The following is a 16,177-nucleotide window of genomic DNA, read 5'->3' as shown; positions in this document are numbered from 1 at the left end:
AGGGTGGTGGTTGACGTGTTGCCGTGGTTCAGCGCTCGGCGTGCGCGGGTTCGGGAGGTCCTTCCCGGGGAGCGCGGCCGAGACGGGGATGGTCCGCAGGGACGATGCGGACGACCTTGCGGGCGAGGATCCCGACGCGACCGACGATCCCCTCGGGCATGAGGAAGACGATCACGATGAGGACGACGCCGAACACGACGCCGGCGAGCGGACCCTCGGTGTAGGAGGCGGTGAGGTAGGGGAGGAAGACCACCGCGAACGCGCCGACGAGCGGCCCGATCTGGGTGGCTACACCGCCGAGGACGAGTCCGGTGATGAACTCGATCGACTTCATCAGCGTGAACGAGCCGTCGGGCGAGAGCGCCCCCATGTACATCGTGAAGAGCGAGCCTGCGAGCCCGGTGATCGCACCCGAGATCCCGAACGCCACGATCTTGGTGCGCGCGACGCTGATCCCGTTGGCGGCCGCCGCGATCTCGTTGTCGCGCGTGGAGCGCATCGCGATGCCGAAGCGGCTGCGTACGAGGTTGCGGCACAGCAGCAGGACGACGGCGAGGACGCCTGCGGAGAGCCAGAACATCCAGATGCCTCGCTCGGCCCGGACGAGTCCGGTCCACTCGGGCGGCGCCAGGAAGCGGGATCGGACCACCATGCCCGCGGCACCACCGGTGAGGTCCTCGGCACGACGGACGATCTCCGGGAACGACACCGCGACGGCGAGCGTGACCAGGGCGAGGTAGAGGCCGTGGATCCGCAACGACGGCAGCCCGACGAGCAGGCCGAGGACGAAGCAGAGTCCGATCGCGACCGGGATGGTGCTCAGCGGCGCGAACTCGTACTTCACGATCAGGATGCCGGTCGTGTACGCCCCGAGGCCGAAGAACGCCGAGTGGCCGATCGACAGGAGGCCGGTGTAGCCGGTCACCAGGTTCAGGCCCGCGATCGCGATCGCGATGATGAAGACGTTCGTGATCTGGCCCATCCGGAAGGCGGGCAGCCCTGACGCCCACAGCAGGAGGAGCGCCACCAGCACGACGGCGGCGAGCTGCAGCCCGCGGTAGGGCAGCGTCCCCTGGACCACGAGGAAGCGTGGGCCCTTGGGTCCGCCCCCTCGCGTCGCGCCGTGCTTCGCCGCCGATGGTGCGGCGGTCTCGTCGATGGTCGTCATACCCTCACCAATCGCTTGGTTCCGAAGAGGCCGTTGGGTCGCAGGAAGAGGATCGCGACGATGATGAACAGCGCCGACGTCTGCTGGAGCGAGCCTCCGATGAAGGAGACGTAGCCGGTCAGCATCGCCTCGAGGACGCCGATCGTGATGCCGCCGACCACCGCCCCGGTCAGGCTGTCGAGCCCGCCGAACAGTGCCGCGGCGGACGCTGCGATGAAGACGTGGAACATCGTCGTGAGACCGAGCTGTTGCGGGGAGAGCGGCGTGACCAGCACGCCGGCCAGCGCCCCGATCGCACCTGACAGGCCCCACCCGATCGCGAGGATCCGGCTGGTCCGCACGCCGGCGAGCGTGGCCGACTCACCGTTGTCGGCCACCGCACGCATGTGCAGCCCGACGCGGGTGTAGCGGAACAGCAGCGTCAGGACGATCATGAGCGCCACGAGCGCACCGACCACTCCGAGAGCGTCGAAGTAGAGCCGCGCACCACCCACCGAGACGTAGTCGTCGATCCCGTTCGGGAACGGGCTCGGCATGATCTTGGTCTCGCTGCCCCAGATCAACCCGGCTAAGGAGTTCAACCCGGTGAACAACCCTAGGGCGACGATGAGGACCGCCATGTCGTTGCGCCGTTGCACCGGCCGGATCAGCAGCCGCTCGATCAGGGCGCCGAGCACGAAACCGGCGATCAAGGAGGCGATGATCGCGATCCACACGGGGATCGACTCCGTCGTCAGCCACCACGCGAAGAAGGTCGTGAAGAGCGCGAGCTCGCCCTGGGCGAAGTTGAGGGTGCCGGTGCCGCGGAAGACCACGACGAGGGCGAGCGCGAGCAGCGCGTAGACCGACCCGTTCGTGAGGCCGGTGATGAGACGTTCGAGGAAGAGCTCCACGGAGGACTCCTAGTAGCCGAGGTACGCGCTGCGTACCGCGTCGTCGGACCGGAACTCGGACGGGGTGCCGGTGGCGGCGATGGTGCCGACGTCCAGCAGGTAGACGGTGTCGGCGAGGTCCATCGCGAGCTCGGCGTTCTGCTCCACGATCAGGAGAGCCGTGCCGTCGGTCTGGTTGATCTGTCCGAGCGTCGCGAAGAGCTCCTGCACGACGATCGGGGCGAGACCGAGGCTCGGCTCGTCGCAGAGCAGGAGGCGGGGGCGGCTCATCAGCGCGCGCGCCACGGCGAGCATCTGCTGCTCACCTCCCGAGAGGGACCCGGCGATCTGCTGCGACCGACGGCCGAGCACCGGGAACACCTCGGTCCAGCGCTCGATGTCCGCCGCGACGCCGTCCTTGTCCTTGCGCAGCGCGGCGCCGACCCGCAGGTTGTCCATGACCGTGAGCTGTCCGAGCGTGCCGCGACCCTGGGGCACGAGGCTGATGCCCGCGCCGACGACCTGCTCCGGGCGCTTGCCGAGAGGCGAGCCGTCGAGCTCGATGGTGCCGCGACGTGCGACGAGGCCGGCGATGGCTCGCATCGTGGTGGTCTTGCCTGCTCCGTTGGCGCCGAGGACGACGACGACCTGGCCGGGGTCGACGTCCATCGAGATGCCGTGGAGCACGTCGGCCGAGCCGTACCCGGCGCGGAGGTCGCGGATGCTGAGGAGACTCATGCCGCCCTCCCGAGGTAGGCCGCGATGACGGCGGGGTCGTGCTTGACCTGCTCGGGGCTGCCTTCGAAGATCTTGTGCCCGAAGTCGAGGGCGACGACGTGGTCGCTGATGCCGAGGACCAGGCCCATGTGGTGCTCGACGAGGAGAGCGGCGAAGCCGAAGTCGTCGCGCAGCGACACGATGAGCTCACCGAGCGCCTTGACCTCGCTGTGGGTCAGGCCGCCTGCCGGCTCGTCGAGGAGGAGCAGCTTGGGGTCGGCCATCAGCGCGCGGGCGAGCTCGACGCGCTTCAGCGTGCCGAACGGCAGCCCCGCCGCCGGCGCGTCGGCGAGCTCGACGAGATCGAGCCGCTCGAGCAGCTCCCACGCCTGGGCGCGGAGCTTCTTGGTCCGAGAGCGGGCGGGCGGCCAGCCGACGAGTCCGCTCGTGGCACCGATGCGGGCCTGCGAGGTGCCTCCGGCCATCGTGTTGTCGAAGACCGACATGCCGCCGAAGAGCGCGAGGTTCTGGAACGTCCGGGCGATCCCGCGACGGGGCAGGTGGTGGGCCGGCACGCGGAGCAGGTCCTTGCCCTGCCAACGGATCTCTCCGGAGTCGGGCTGGTAGATGCGGGTGATGCAGTTGAAGAGCGTCGTCTTGCCGGCGCCGTTCGGACCGATCAGTCCGAGGATCTGCCCTGGCTGGACGTCGAACCCGACGGCATCGAGGGCGGTCACGCCTCCGAACCCGATCGTGACGTCGCGCAGCGTCAGCAACGCGCCGTCGGGAGCCGCGGCAGCCCGACCGGGTTGCTGGGGTGTTTCTGGGCTCACTCCGCTGGCCTTCCACTCGTGACACTTCAATTAACAGTGTGATAGAGATTACTACAGCAAACGGAGTGAGTCCGTCAACCGAAGCGCTGACCTCTCTCCCTCCCACACGAAAGGACGCGTTGCCCGTGACTGACGTAGGTCTCACCGCTCCCCCCACGACGCCCGACCTCGACGAGCGGCTGGCCACGCTGCTCGCGAAGCAGGACATCCACGACCTGCTCGCGCGCTACCTCCGCGCCGTCGACCGCGGGGACGTCGAGACGCTGCGCGCCTGCTACCTCGCCGGCGCCACCGAGGACCACGGCGGCGTCTTCGAGGGGCCCGCAGCCGAGTACGTCGCGTCGATCGCCGGCAGCCTCGAGAACCCCCGCGCCGTCACCACCCACGCGATGACCAACGTGCTGGTCGACGTGGACGGTACGACCGCCCGCGCCGAGTCGTACGTGCTCGCGTTCGCCCGCGTACGTCGCCCCGACGGCGTCGTCGGCGACACCCTCACCTCGGCGCGGATGGTCGACGAGCTCGGCTACGAGGACGGCCGCTGGGGCATCCGCCACCGGGCGCTGCGCTGGGACTGGAACCACGACATGGAGCGGTCCGAGGGCTGGGTCTTCGGGATGCTGGTGGATCGTGAGCACATGAAGAAGAGCGCGAAGTACCCCGAGGACGTCGTGTACGCCGGGGCCGCCGGAGCCTCCGCATGAGCGCCCTGCGGGGTGCAGCGGTCGAAGGCTCGCGCGTCGTCGTCACTGGCGCGAACCGTGGCATCGGCCTCGCGTTCGTCGAGGAGGCGTTCGCCCGCGGAGCGGCGAAGGTGTACGCCGGGGTGCGCGACGTCGACTCGGTGACCGACGAGCTGCGCGCGACCGGTGCCGAGATCGTCGCCCTCGAGGTGACCAGCGACAGCGACGTCGAGGCCGCCGCCAAGGCCTGCCCGGACGCGAACGTCGTCGTCAACAACGCCGGACTCCACGCCGGCGACCGGCTCATCGAGGCGTCCGACCCCGACGCGGCCCGCGCGGAGATGGAAGTCAACTACTTCGGTCCGCTGCGGACCACACGCGCGTTCGCGCCGGTGCTCGCGACGAACGGCGGCGGGTCGTTCGTCAACGTCCTCTCCGTCGCTGCCATCGCACCGACGGCGTTCATGGGGGGCTACTCCCCGTCGAAGGCGGCCGCCCTCTACCTCGGTGGCATCGCCCGCGCGGAGCTCGAGCAGTACGGCATCTCCGTGACGTCGCTGATCGTCGGCTCCGTCGACACCCGGATGGCGTCGCACGTGGAGGGCAAGAAGGAAGACCCCCGCGACATCGCAGCGACCGGGTTGAAGGCCATGGAGCGCGGCGAGTGGGTGTGCGACACCGACCGCATGGCGATCGAGTCCCGGGCACGCCTCGCACGCGACCCCGTCCGCTACGAGCGCGGGCTCGGCAAGCTCCTGTTCGCGGCCGAGCTCAGGACGAAGCCGTGAGCCGCCCGATCCGGGTCGCGCAGTGGGCGACCGGCGCCGTCGGCAAGACGATCCTGCGCGGCGTCCTCGACCGTGACGACCTCGAGCTCGTCGGGCTCTACGTCTACGGCGACAAGAAGGCCGGTCGCGACGCCGGCGACATCGCCCGCAGGGAGCCCACGGGCGTCCTCGCGACGCGCGACATCGACGCGATCATCGCGGCCGAGCCCGACGTGGTCATGCACGCCCCGCGCCTGCAGGTGCCGTACGAGACCCACGACGCCGACCTCGTCCGTCTGCTCGGCGCCGGCATCAACGTCATCACGACCGCCGGTCAGCACTTTCCGCGCGCCCACGGGTCCGCCCGCGAGCAGATGTTCCTGGACGCCTGCGAGAAGGGCGGCAGCACGCTGTTCGGCATCGGCGTCAGCCCCGGCATCATCGGCGAGCGTCTGACGCTCGCGCTGACCGGCGCCAGCATGACGCTCGACCGCATCACGATCGACGAGGTCCTCGACGCCCGTCGGATGCCCGACCCGGACTTCGCGTTCACGGTGATGGGCATGGGGTCCGATCCCGCGACGCTCGACCAGTCCGGGCCGCTCCCGACGCTGTACGCCTCGCTCTACCTCGAGACGATCGCGTTCATGTGCGAGCGCATGGGCGTCACGTACGACGAGGTCGTCGCCGACCACCGGGTCGTGCCGGCCTCGCAGGACCTCGAGGTCGCCGCCGGGCACATCGCCGCAGGCACCGTCGGGTCCACCGAGTGGCGCTGGCACGCGATGCGGGACGGCAAGCCGTTCCTCACCCTCGCGATCATCTGGACGATGGAGCCGGACCGCGAGGAGTACGCCGGCCGCGACCACTGGGAGATCCACCTGTACGGCAAGCCCGAGATGGTCATGACGGTCAACCTCGTCGAGCCCGACGACCCGACCAGCCGTACGACCGCCGGCCAGTTCGTGACGGCCGGTCCCGCGCTGCGGGCGATCCGCCCCGTCGTCGATGCACCGCCCGGCATCTTCGAGCCGCCGGTCTTCGCTCCGTTCCAGCTCGCCCAGGAGTCCTGATGCAGACCACCACCCCCACCCTCGTCCCGACGCCGCCGGAGTACCGCGACCCCGAGTACGCGCTGCATCCCGACGGCACGCGGGTCGAGCGGCTCGAGGACATCACCCGGCGCCGCGCCGCGGTCACGCCCGACGCGGTGGCCGTCATCACCCCCGAGGCGACGACGACGTTCCTGGACCTCGACCTCGAGGCCAGCCAGGTGGCGCAGGCGCTGCTCGCGGGCGGCGTCGCAGCCGGCGACCGGGTCGCGTACGTCGGTGAGAACGCGCCGTCGTTCCTCGCCGTGATGTACGGCGCCTCGAAGATGGGCGCGGTCCCGACCGCGCTCAACTTCCGCCTCGCCGGCCCGGAGGTCGCCTACATCCTCGGCAACGCGGAGCCGGCGGCCATCGTCCTCGGGCGCGGCATGGAGCACCTCGTACCGGTCGCGCAGGACGCCGGCGTGAGGCTCGTCGTCACGCTCGCCGGGCACCCTGGCACCACCTCGTACGACGACTGGCTGGCCGACGTGCCCGCGACCGACCCCGGCTACTCGCGCGGGCCGGACGAGAGCGCGCTGATGTTCTACACCTCGGGCACGACGGGACACCCGAAGGGCATCGAGCTGACCGGGCCGAACATCGGCAAGGCGATCGCCGCGATGCACTACCTGCTCGAGCTGGACACCACGTCGGTCGCCCTCGCGCCCGTCCCGTTCTTCCACGTGTCGGGACTCGGGCTCGCGCTCGTCGCCGGCGTGAACGGTGCGGCGCTGCTGCTGCGCAACCAGACGTCGCCGGCCGACCTGCTGAGCATCCTGCAGGAGTACCGGGTCTCGCACGCCGTCGCCGTGCCGACACTCATCCAGTTCATGGTGGCTCAGCCCGAGGCACGCACCGCCGACTGGAGCGCGCTGAAGTACCTGATCTACGGGTCGTCGCCGATCCCCGAGCCCGTCCTGCGCGAGGCGACCGAGGTCTTCGGGTGCAAGTTCCTCCAGTCGTACGGCCTCACGGAGTCGACCGGCGGCGTCACGATGCTGTCGCCGGAGGACCACCGCCCGACGCCGGAGACGGCGCACCGCCTGCGGTCGGTCGGGCGGCCGATGCCGAACGTGCCGGTGCGGGTCGTCGACCCCACGACCCTCGCCGACCTCCCTCCCGGCGAGCGCGGCGAGGTGCTGATCGGCGGCGGTCACGTGATGAAGCGCTACTGGCGCAACGACTCAGCGACAGCGGCGGCCATCACCGACGACGGCTGGCTGCGCACCGGTGACGGGGGCTCGTTCGACGAGGACGGCTACCTGTACCTGCACGACCGGCTGAAGGACATGATCGTGTCCGGCGGCGAGAACGTGTATCCCGCAGAGGTCGAGAGCACGCTCACCGGCCACCCCTCGATCGCCCAGGTCGCCGTCATCGGCGTGCCGTCCGAGCGCTGGGGAGAGTCGGCGTACGCGGTCGTCGTCCCGACACCGGGTGCGACCGTGACCGAGGGAGAGATCATCGCCTGGGCGCGCGAGCGCATGGCGCACTTCAAGTGCCCGGTCGGCGTCGCGTTCGTCGAGACGCTCCCGCTCAACGCGAGCGGCAAGCTGCTGAAGACAGCCCTGCGCTCGGAGTACGGAGCCTGACGCCTCGTCCCCGATTTGGTGAGTTGGACAAGGAATCGGCACCGCATTCCTTGTCGAACTCGCCAAATCGGGGACGGGACGGTCAGTCGGCGAGCAGGCGGAAGCGCACTCCGGAGATCTCGACCTCTCCCGCACGCTCGGTGTGCGCCGGCGTCAGCGCCACGTCGATCGCGGTGAGCATCGGCCGGTCGCCTCGCACGAACCGCACCACGCGGTGCCCGAGCGAGATCTGCGGGACACCGTCGACGTCGTCCACCGCGATGCCGAAGACGGCGCTCCAGCGCGCGGCCTGCGCGGCGGGGTCGGCGGATGCCACCTCGACCGCCACCACGTCGTCGATCACCGGGTCGCTCGGCGTCGTCGTGACGATGTCGTCCCAGAACCACACCCCCGGGTCGACGATCTCGTCGAGCTCGACGAGGAGACCCATGTCCTTGGGGTGCAGCTGGACGATCCGGTGGCCGTAGACCTCCTGGTCCGCGACGGTCCGTACGCCCTGGGCCTGCGCGGCAGCAACCAGCGCGGCCGCATCGGGCACCTGGATCGAGAGCGCGTAGCCGCCGCCCCCGCCGCCCTTCGCGATCCACTGCGCGATCGAGACGTCGTCGCGCAGCGCACCCACGACCTCGAGGTGCGTCTGCGGACCGACGCGGATCGTCTCGTCCGCGAGGCCGACCTCCTCGAGGATCGGGTCCGCGAAACCCTCCGAGAGGCCGAACGTCTCGCGCAGCTCCTTGCTCGTGGTCTCGATCTCCGCCGACCCGATCACGGTCTGGCGAAGGATCGCCCAGCCTGCCTGCTCGGTCGTCATCCGATGCTCCTCTCGTGCCCGGCCCACCACGGGGCGCGGAGCTCGCGCTTGAGTACCTTCCCGGACGGGTTGCGCGGGAGGGCGTCGACCACCGTGACGGAGGTCGGACACTTGTAGTGCGCCAGGCGCTCGCGCGTGTGCGCGATCAGCTGGTCGCCGTCGATCTCCTGGCCGGGCTTCGCGACGACCACCGCGTGCGGCGTCTCGCCCCACTTCTCCGACGGGATGCCGATGACCGCGACCTCCTGGACGTCGGGGTGCGTCATGATCGCGTTCTCGACCTCGGCCGGGTAGATGTTCTCGCCGCCGGACATCAGCAGGTCCTTGATGCGGTCCTTGAGGAAGACGTATCCCTCGTCGTCGACGTAGCCCGCGTCGCCGGTCCGGAACCACCCGCCCGGCCAGTACGAAGCAGCCGTCTCGTCGGGGCGTCGCCAGTACGCCTTGGTGACGCCGGGGCCGCGCGTGACGACCTCGCCGACCTCACCGGTCGGGCACTCCTCGCCGGTCTCGGGATCGAAGATCGCGACCTCGACGCCCGGCACGGCGCGGCCGGCCGAGCGGAGCTTGGTGGCGCCCACGACGTGGTCGCCCGCTCCGAGGATGGTCGTGACACCGATCGTCTCCGTGAGGCCGTAGCTCTGAGCGAGCTCCGCCCCGAAGACCCTCTTGGCACCGACCATCACCGTCTCGGAGATCGGCGAGCCGCCGTAGACCACCCACTCGACGCTGGAGTAGTCGGCCTTCGACGCCTCCGGGCTCGTGATGAACAGCTGCATCACGGTCGGGACCATGATCACGTGGGTGGCTCGGTGGCCCACCAGCAGCCCGAGCATGTTCTGCGGCGTGACCTCGGTGAACTGCACGATGCGACCGCCCGCGGCCAGCGCGATGAGAGACCAGCCGCCGGCGGCGATGTGGTAGTACGGCGTCGGGACGAGGCTCACCGACGCCGGCGACACGTCGAACTGCGCACCGAACGCCTCGACGGCCCACAGGAACCCCGCGACCGTGGTCGTCACGCCCTTGGGTCGGCCGGTCGTGCCCGACGAGTACATCAGCGAGAACAGCGCGTCGCCCGAGACCTCGCGGTGCGGGTCGACCACGGGCAGCGTCGCCAGCCACGCCTCGTACCCCTGCCATCCGTCCGGCACCTGCGGGTCGCCGTCCTGCGAGAACACCAGGCGCGGCCCGGCGAAGTCGCGGGGGACCAGGTGCGCGAGATGGTCCTCGACCAGGACCGCGGCGGGTTCGGCGTCTCCGAGGATCCAGGAGACCTCGTCCGCGGAGAGCCGGAAGTTGAGCGGCACGATGACCAGACCCGCCTTGGCGGCAGCGAAGAACAGCTCCCAGTACTCGGTGGCGTTGCGCGCGAGGTACGCCACCCGGTCTCCGACCTCGAGGCCGAGCGAGACGAGCCCCGAGCCCAACGCGTCGGAGCGGGCCGCGAGCTCGCCGTGGGTCACGGAGCGTCCCTCGCCGACGATCGCCGGTGCATCGGGAGTCTGTTTGGCCGTCGTACGGACGATGTCCGCGAGAGTGGCGTGCTCGGTCATGGGTGGCGACTCCTTCGTCGTGACTCGCCTCGGGTCAGGAGGCGGGGATGATGCTGATGTCGTGACCGGCGAGCGGGGCGTTGCACTGGTCGCACGTGAACGTGGCGACGAACTCGGCTCCGCACGGCAGGTGGCTGAGGACGAGGGCAGGACCCTCGGGCGCCTTGAACCAGTGGTCGGCCCACTGGAGAGACGCGGCGACGACCGGGAAGAAGGCACGCCCCTTCTCGGTCAGGTGGTACTCGGCCCAGTCGGGCCGCTTGGCGTTCTGCGTCGCCTCGAGCACACCCAGCGCGCAGAAGGCCTTGAGGCGGTCGGCCACCAGGGTCGGAGGGGCGCCGAGCGCGGACTCGAAGTCGCTGAACCGGGTGATGCCGCGGAACGCCGCGCCCATGAGCGCGGACGCCCAGCGGTTGCCGAAGATCGTCATCGTCTCCGGGAAGAGCCCCGCCTGGGACCGGCTCGAGTCCGACTCGGAGCGACGGCGACGCGCACCCTCCGGGACGGACCGCTTCCACGTCCCGCTCGGGCCCCACTCGGCCCCGATGTCGCGGACCGCCGCGGGCTTGCCGCACGCGCGGCACGACAGCACCGGAGCGAAGTCGCGCCCGCACACGTCGTGGTGCATGACCGGTAGGTCCTCCGGGCGCTCGGCCACCCAGTGGCGCTCCCACTCCCAGATCGACAGCATCACCGGCCACAGCGACCGGCCGCGGGCCGTCACCAGGTACTCGGCGCGGAGCGGGTTGGTCTGGTAGACGTTCCGCTCCAGCAGCTGCTCGTCGGTGAGCAGCTGCAGCCGTGCTGTGAGAACGGAGTTGGAGATCGGGAGGTCGGCCCGGAACTGGGCGTAACGGGTGACACCCGTGAGGGCACGCTGAAGCACCAGGAGCGTCCACTCGTCGCCGAGCAGGCCGAGCATCCGCCCGACGGCGTTCGTCTCGCCGGCCTCCAGGAGAGTCGGCGCTGTGGGGTCGTCCATGGTCACCTCGTACGTCGGGGGCTAGAGCCCGACCGCGCTCGCGGCCGAGTCCGCAGTCTGCCAGCGACGCAGCTCCTCGCCCGGCGCCCAGGTCGAGTGGGTCCCGCTCGAGATCCGCTCAGGGAGCTTGAGCTTGCACACCGGACCGTCGCCGACGCGGGCGGCGTCGAAGATCACGCAGTACGAGGCGTCGGCGTTCATGTCCGTCGTGAGGGTGACGAGGTAGCCGTCGTCCTCACCGGTGCTGCCGACCCGTGGCGCCATCGCCGTCTCGCTGCCGTACACGCCGTCGCCGAAGGAGTAGCGCTCCTCCGTGCCGTCGAGCAGGTCGTGCTTCACGAGCCCGTCGAACAGGAACCAGGACGGCTTGCCCGTCGCGGCGTACGCGTAGCGGTAGCTTCCGCCGTAGTAGGAGCCGTTCATCATGCCGAACTCGGTCACGCTGTCGCTCAGCTGCTCCTCCTTGACCAGGCCGGTCACCAGGTTGAGCCGCCAGCGGTGCAGGCGGGACTGCATCCGGTCGAGCGCGAGGAAGCGGAACGCCCGCTGCCACTTGTCGCCCATGCCGTTGTCCGCAGGCTCCGGGTCGCCCTGGAAGAACCCGTCGAGCACGATCTCGTCGCCGTCCTCGTAGGCGTTCACGAAGTGCAGGACGTACGTCGCCTCCGCCTCGAACCACATGATGTCCTTGCTCTGGCCGCGCCGCGGGATCACGGCGAAGCGCGAGGGCATGTCCTTGTGGAAGCGGGCGATGTGGGCGTCCTTCTTGAGGGCGTCCGGGTCCCAGAAGAGCGGGAAGTCGTTGAGGATCGCGTAGTTCTCGGTGTACGCCATGTCGTGCGGCAGCCGCGGCCCGGGGAGCGGGATGTCGGTGTAGTGGACGAGGTCGTTGTTCTCGTCGACGACGCCGTAGTTCATGTACGGCGCCTCTTTGCTGTAGTTGAAGAACAGCATCTCGCCGGTCTTGTCGTCCACCTTCGGGTGCGCGGAGACTCCCCAGTCGAACGGGAAGTGGCCGTTCCAGCTCTCCTTGCCCAGCGTCTGGGCGGTGAACGGGTCCACGCGGTAGAGGTCGCCGCACTGGTAGAAGCTGGTGAGCGCCGTACCGCGGTGGACCACGACGTCGGTGCTCGACGCGTCCTTCATCCGTCGACGTGCACCCCATCCGTCCTCGCGCGGCGCGGACGACGGCGCCTCGGCGAGTCCGGCCCACAGCGGTCCGCCCGCCTCGGACTCCGCGACGAGCCCGTCAGTACGGATGAAGCGGTTGCGGTAGAACGCCGTGCCGTCGCGGAACCCGACGACGTGGATCATGCCGTCACCGTCGAACGGGTGGTAGTTCTTCAGCGACGGGTGGAGCGGGTTCTCGGTGTTGCGCAGGTAGATCCCGTCGAGATCACGCGGGATCTCACCCTCCACGACCTCGAGGTCGTCGGCCTTCCACTCGTTCGTCTGCGGACGCCACGGACCGGTCCGGTAGGGGTGGTCGTCGTCCTCGGGAAGGGTCGACAGCATCCTGCCGACGATCTCCATGTCCATGCTTCTCCTTCGACGTGCGTGGGGTGGGGCCTGCGCGGAGGCCGGCTGTCAGGCGGTCTGTGTCACTCGGGAGGGGCGCCGACGACGAGGCTGACCGTGGTCGCGGTGCTGCCACCGAAGTTGAGCGTGCCGAACGTGCGTGCGCCCTCGACCTGGTAGTCACCGGCGGTGCCGCTGACCTGCTTGGACGCGTCGAGCAGCATCCGCACCCCGCTCGCACCGACGGGGTGGCCTCCGCCGATCAGCCCACCGCTGGGGTTGATCGGGAGGACGCCGCCGGGAGCGATGTCGCCGTTCTCGATCGCCTTCCACGACTCGCCGGGACCGGTGAGGCCGATGTGGTCGATCGCGACGTACTCGCTCGGCGAGAAGCAGTCGTGCGTCTCGAGCCCGTCCAGGTCGTCGAGCGTGACCTGGGCGCGGTCGAACGCGTCGAGCACGGTCTGCCGCAGGTGCGGCATCACGTACGGCTGGTCCGCGGAGACCTCGAGCTTGCGCTGGAGGCCGAGACCGACGGTGCGGTGCCCCCAGCCGTCGATGCGAGCGATCGGCCGGGCGTCGGGGTGGGCGCGCAGGTAGGCGTCGTTGACGAGGACGACGCCCGCACCGCCGTCGGTGATCTGGCTGCAGTCGAAGCGGCGTACGCGGCCCTCGATCACGGGGTTGACCGCGTCGTCGTGCCCGCGGGCGGCGAGGTCAGGGACGTCCCAGCCGCGGGTCTGCGCGAGCGGGTTGCGGCGGGCGTTGGCGAAGTTGAGCTGGGAGATCGCCCGCAGGTGCGCGTCGTCGAGGCCGTAGCGACGGTCGTACTCGTCGGCGACCTGGTCGAACATGTACGGCCACATGAAGGTGGCCTCCTCGCCCTCGTGCCCGACCCACGCCGCAGCACCCAGGTTGCGGGCGGCGTCGTCGCCGGACACGGTCTTCTCGAGCTCGACGCCGACCACCAGCGCTGAGTCGTACGAGCCGGACCGCAGGTCGGCCATCGCGGAGAGGACGGCGATGCTGCCGGAGGCACACGCGGCCTCGTGGCGCGAGGACGGGAGGCCCCAGAGCTCCTCGCGGACGGTCGCCGGCATCGCGCCGAGCTGGCCCTGGTGGGAGAAGAGCTGCCCGAACGCGTTGCCGACGTGCACGACCTCGATCGCGTGACCGTCGACCGATGCGGCCGTCAGCGTGCCGTCGACGACCTCTCGCGTCAGGTCGGCGAAGTCGAGGCCCTCGCGCGTCAGGTTGCGGGCGAAGTCGCTCTGGTAGCCACCGAGGACCCAGATGTTCTTGTCGCTCATCCGTCGCTCCATCTCTCGAGTCTCCTGCACGGCGCGCACCGGCGCCGGGTTGCCAACTGCTGTCCAACCGTACTACAACTAACGGAGTGAATCCACCAGTTGAAGCGCCGTAGATCACACATATCGTTGCGCCACACACCGACCAAGGAGCCCCGATGGCCGAGGCACTCGTCCTGGACTACGTCCGCACGCCCCGCGGCAAGGCGTCCCCGAAGGGGTCGCTGCACTCGCAGAGCCCGACCGACCTCGTCGTCCACCTCCAGAACGCGCTCGTCGAGCGGACCGGGATCGACCCCGCGGGCGTCGACGACGTGACCCTCGGCTGCGCCTCGCAGGTCGACGAGCAGGGATCGAACATCGCGCGCACCGCCGCCCTCCTCGCCGGCTGGGGCGACGACGTCCCCGGTGCGACGATCAACCGCTTCTGCGCCTCGGGCGTCGACGCCGTCGGGCAGACGGCCGCACGGGTCCGCGCCGGCGACCTGGGGCTGGCCGTGGCCGGCGGGGTCGAGAGCGTCTCTCGCGTCCCCATGTTCGTGGACCGCGGCCCGCTGTGGAGCGACCCGGCCACCATCAAGCGGATCGGCTCGGTCCACATGGGTGTCGCCGCCGACCTCAACGCGACGATCGAGGGCTTCACCCGCGCCGAGCTCGACGCGTACGGCCTCGAGACGCAGCAGAAGGCCGCCGCCGCGCACGCCGCCGGAGTCTTCTCGGGCTCGATCGTCCCGGTGCTCCCGACCGAGTCCGCGCCTGGTCTCGACCACGACGAGCTCGTACGCCCCGGCACGACGCTGGAGGGCCTCGCGGAGCTGCCGCCGGCCTTCGCCGAGCTCGGTGCCCAGGGGCAGGACGCGATCGCCCTCGGCGCGTACCCCGTCGTGGACGCGATCGACCACCTGCACACCGTCGGTACGTCCCCGGCGATGGCCGACGCCGCAGCGCTCCTGCTGATCGGTGACCACGCCGCCGCGGAGCGTACGGGTCTGCGGCCGCGGGCCCGCGTGATCGGCGCCGCCTCGACCTCGGTCAACCCCGTGCTCATGCTCACGGCAGGGCAGACGGCCGTCGAGACGGTCATCGCCCGCGCAGGCCTGCGCCCGTCCGACATCGACGTGTTCGAGTTCGCCGAGGCCTTCTCCGCCCTGTGCCTGCGGTTCCGCCGCGACCTCGACGCCGGCCCCGACCGGATGAACCCCAACGGAGGAACGATGGCGATGGGCCACGCGTTCGGCGCGACGGGCGCGATCCTCGTGGGCAGCTGCGTCGAGGAGCTCGAACGCCGCGAGGGCCGGTACGGCGTCGCCGCGGTCAGCGGCGCGGCCGGCCTCGGCGTGGCGGTCCTGGTCGAGAGGCTGGTCAACGCATGAGCGCGCGCCCGCTGGAAGGCCAGGTCGCGATCGTCACCGGCGGCGGCAAGGGCCTCGGCCGCGCTTTCGCGCTCGACCTCGCCGCACGCGGCGCCGCCGTCGTCGTCAACAACCGCAACCGTGAGGTCGACGCCGACGGCCGCAGCGCCGCCGACTACGTCGTCGCCGAGATCGATGCCGCGGGCGGCAGTGCCATCGCCGACTACGGCTCCGTCGAAGACCCCGCAACCGCGACCACGCTCGTCGAGACCGCGCTCGAGAAGTGGGGACGCCTCGACATCTGCATCACCAGCGCCGGCATCAGCAGCCCGCAGATGTTCCACAGCACGACGCCCGAGAACCTCGCCACCGTCCTCGGCGTCAACGTCACCGGCACCGCGCTCGTCGCCTCCGCCGCGCTCAAGGTCATGCGCGAGGCGAGGTCCGGACGCATCCTCCTCGTCGCCTCGACCGCGGGCCTGCACGGCGAGCCGACGGTCTCCGCGTACGCCGCCAGCAAGGGTGCGGTCATCGCGCTCGGCCGCACGGTGGCCGTCGAGGGCCAGCGTCGCGGCGTGCTGACGAACGTCCTCCTGCCGTACGCGACCACGCAGATGACCGAGGGCGGCATGGATCCGCGCTACGCCGAGTCCATGACCTCGGAGTCGGTCGCTCCGGTCGCGTCCGCCCTCGTGGACCCGCGTTCGACCCTGAACGGCCAGGTCGTCGTCGCCGGCGCCGCAGGCATCCGGGTCGCCGACTCCGTCGAGCACGGCACGGTCCGCCTGCCCGACGGACCGCTCGACCCCGACACGCTCGCGGCGCTCGTCGACGAGAGCCGCGCCGGCGAGAAGCACACGTACCTCGAAGCACAGGCGGCCTTCCAGGGCTTCGCCGCAGACCTGGTCTGACCCCACCGAGCGAG

The 16,177-nt window shown here is 70.5% G+C and carries 15 protein-coding genes; 6 read left to right on the top strand and 9 right to left on the bottom strand.

Features of this window, described 5'->3' with window-relative positions:
* Positions 1–28: 28 nt before the first annotated feature.
* From AB3M34_RS02110 to AB3M34_RS02095, 4 genes are read right to left on the bottom strand one after another with little or no spacing between them, the layout of a single operon-like run.
* Complete coding sequence (locus tag AB3M34_RS02110) at positions 29–1,168, bottom strand: branched-chain amino acid ABC transporter permease (RefSeq protein ID WP_370617430.1); 1,140 nt, start codon at positions 1,166–1,168, stop codon at positions 29–31.
* On the bottom strand, positions 1,165–2,061 hold the full coding sequence (locus AB3M34_RS02105) for a branched-chain amino acid ABC transporter permease (RefSeq protein ID WP_370617429.1): 897 nt from the start codon (positions 2,059–2,061) through the stop codon (positions 1,165–1,167). Before AB3M34_RS02105 ends, AB3M34_RS02110 begins: the two co-directional genes overlap by 4 nt.
* Positions 2,062–2,070: 9 nt before the next feature.
* The gene (locus AB3M34_RS02100) at positions 2,071–2,778 is read right to left on the bottom strand and encodes an ABC transporter ATP-binding protein (RefSeq protein WP_370617428.1); all 708 of its coding nucleotides are present in this window, start codon (positions 2,776–2,778) and stop codon (positions 2,071–2,073) included.
* Positions 2,775–3,590: an ABC transporter ATP-binding protein gene (locus AB3M34_RS02095; protein WP_370617427.1), complete on the bottom strand. Its 816-nt coding sequence runs from the start codon at positions 3,588–3,590 to the stop codon at positions 2,775–2,777. Before AB3M34_RS02095 ends, AB3M34_RS02100 begins: the two co-directional genes overlap by 4 nt.
* Before the next feature lie 125 nt (positions 3,591–3,715).
* Here AB3M34_RS02095 and AB3M34_RS02090 point away from each other — a divergent pair, with 125 nt between their 5' ends.
* The 4 genes from AB3M34_RS02090 to AB3M34_RS02075 are packed head-to-tail and all read left to right on the top strand — an operon-like array spanning position 3,716 to position 7,726.
* Positions 3,716–4,294, top strand: coding sequence for a nuclear transport factor 2 family protein (locus AB3M34_RS02090; protein WP_370617426.1), 579 nt, complete (start codon positions 3,716–3,718; stop codon positions 4,292–4,294).
* Positions 4,291–5,061 carry an SDR family oxidoreductase gene (locus AB3M34_RS02085; protein ID WP_370617425.1) on the top strand — a complete coding sequence of 257 codons (771 nt, stop codon included), beginning with the start codon at positions 4,291–4,293 and terminating at the stop codon, positions 5,059–5,061. The genes AB3M34_RS02090 and AB3M34_RS02085 overlap by 4 nt, the downstream gene beginning before the upstream one ends.
* Positions 5,058–6,113: a dihydrodipicolinate reductase gene (locus AB3M34_RS02080; protein WP_370617424.1), complete on the top strand. Its 1,056-nt coding sequence runs from the start codon at positions 5,058–5,060 to the stop codon at positions 6,111–6,113. Before AB3M34_RS02085 ends, AB3M34_RS02080 begins: the two co-directional genes overlap by 4 nt.
* The gene (locus AB3M34_RS02075) at positions 6,113–7,726 is read left to right on the top strand and encodes a long-chain-fatty-acid--CoA ligase (protein WP_370617423.1); all 1,614 of its coding nucleotides are present in this window, start codon (positions 6,113–6,115) and stop codon (positions 7,724–7,726) included. Before AB3M34_RS02080 ends, AB3M34_RS02075 begins: the two co-directional genes overlap by 1 nt.
* An 82-nt stretch (positions 7,727–7,808) precedes the next feature.
* On the opposite strand, the gene AB3M34_RS02070 is transcribed toward AB3M34_RS02075, so the two are convergent.
* From AB3M34_RS02070 to AB3M34_RS02050, 5 genes are all read right to left on the bottom strand, one after another.
* On the bottom strand, positions 7,809–8,537 hold the full coding sequence (locus AB3M34_RS02070; protein WP_370617422.1) for a hypothetical protein: 729 nt from the start codon (positions 8,535–8,537) through the stop codon (positions 7,809–7,811).
* Entirely contained in the window at positions 8,534–10,093 is a 1,560-nt protein-coding gene (locus AB3M34_RS02065) for a long-chain-fatty-acid--CoA ligase (RefSeq protein ID WP_370617421.1), read from the bottom strand. Before AB3M34_RS02065 ends, AB3M34_RS02070 begins: the two co-directional genes overlap by 4 nt.
* A 34-nt stretch (positions 10,094–10,127) precedes the next feature.
* Positions 10,128–11,075, bottom strand: coding sequence for a winged helix-turn-helix transcriptional regulator (locus AB3M34_RS02060; protein WP_370617420.1), 948 nt, complete (start codon positions 11,073–11,075; stop codon positions 10,128–10,130).
* Positions 11,076–11,096: 21 nt separating this feature from the next.
* Positions 11,097–12,614 carry a carotenoid oxygenase family protein gene (locus tag AB3M34_RS02055; protein ID WP_370617419.1) on the bottom strand — a complete coding sequence of 506 codons (1,518 nt, stop codon included), beginning with the start codon at positions 12,612–12,614 and terminating at the stop codon, positions 11,097–11,099.
* Between the two features lie 62 nt (positions 12,615–12,676).
* Positions 12,677–13,903 (bottom strand): acetyl-CoA acetyltransferase, encoded by a 1,227-nt coding sequence (locus tag AB3M34_RS02050; RefSeq protein ID WP_370617418.1) that lies wholly within the window; start codon positions 13,901–13,903, stop codon positions 12,677–12,679.
* A 155-nt stretch (positions 13,904–14,058) separates the two neighbouring features.
* On the opposite strand from AB3M34_RS02050, the gene AB3M34_RS02045 reads away from it, so the two are divergent.
* Both AB3M34_RS02045 and AB3M34_RS02040 read left to right on the top strand, forming a co-directional pair.
* Entirely contained in the window at positions 14,059–15,273 is a 1,215-nt protein-coding gene (locus tag AB3M34_RS02045) for an acetyl-CoA C-acyltransferase (RefSeq protein ID WP_370617417.1), read from the top strand.
* A complete protein-coding gene (locus AB3M34_RS02040) occupies positions 15,270–16,163 on the top strand; it encodes an SDR family NAD(P)-dependent oxidoreductase (RefSeq protein ID WP_370617416.1) in 894 nt (297 codons plus the stop codon). The genes AB3M34_RS02045 and AB3M34_RS02040 overlap by 4 nt, the downstream gene beginning before the upstream one ends.
* Positions 16,164–16,177: the final 14 nt, after the last annotated feature.

Source organism: Mumia sp. Pv4-285 (assembly GCF_041320275.1).
In the GTDB taxonomy this organism is placed as follows: Bacteria; Actinomycetota; Actinomycetes; order Propionibacteriales; family Nocardioidaceae; genus Mumia; species Mumia qirimensis.
This window is presented reverse-complemented; position numbering and strand designations above follow the sequence as displayed.